Source organism: Leuconostoc pseudomesenteroides KCTC 3652 (assembly GCF_014634745.1).
Taxonomy (GTDB): domain Bacteria; phylum Bacillota; class Bacilli; order Lactobacillales; family Lactobacillaceae; genus Leuconostoc; species Leuconostoc pseudomesenteroides.
Genome location: NZ_BMBP01000028.1, coordinates 1 through 523 on the forward strand (window position 1 = coordinate 1; position 523 = coordinate 523).

1 protein-coding gene is annotated in these 523 nt (G+C 39.6%); it reads left to right on the plus strand.

The features are described 5' to 3' along the window. Nucleotides 1-523, plus strand: a 523-nt coding sequence (locus IEU65_RS10320) for an IS3 family transposase (protein ID WP_188352258.1), incomplete at both ends; no start/stop codon positions are given.

The following is a 523-nucleotide window of genomic DNA, read 5'->3' on the forward strand; positions in this document are numbered from 1 at the left end:
CAAAAAATAGTCCGTAATGTGGGATTGCCGCTTGTTAACCAATTTTTAGCACAAGGCTATGCGCTTGTGCGTATTTTAAGTGCACTTAAAATCAAACCTAGTACCTATTACAACTGGCGCCATTGGCAGACCAGTCGACGAGAAAAGCTTAGAGAATCCCTGAAACCTTATATTTTAGACGTTTGGAAAACCTTTAAATTTTATGGTTATCGTCGTATTGCTGCTTATAGTCAACAAACCGACGGTCCGAAAGTATCTGAGTATATGACACTCAAATTAATGCGTGAATTAGGGATTAGATCACGCATGCAAAAACGTTATCGCAAACCCAAAACTGTTGTGACGGTTGATCAAAAACCCAATCTGATTAGACACTTGCATGATTTGAGCGGTGTTTGGCAAACAGATATCACTTATATTCAGTTGACTAATCACAGATGGGTCTATTTAGCGACCGTTTTGGATCCTGAGAAGAGAAAGGTATTGGGCTATAAAATTGGCGATAAAATGACAGCCGAGCTAG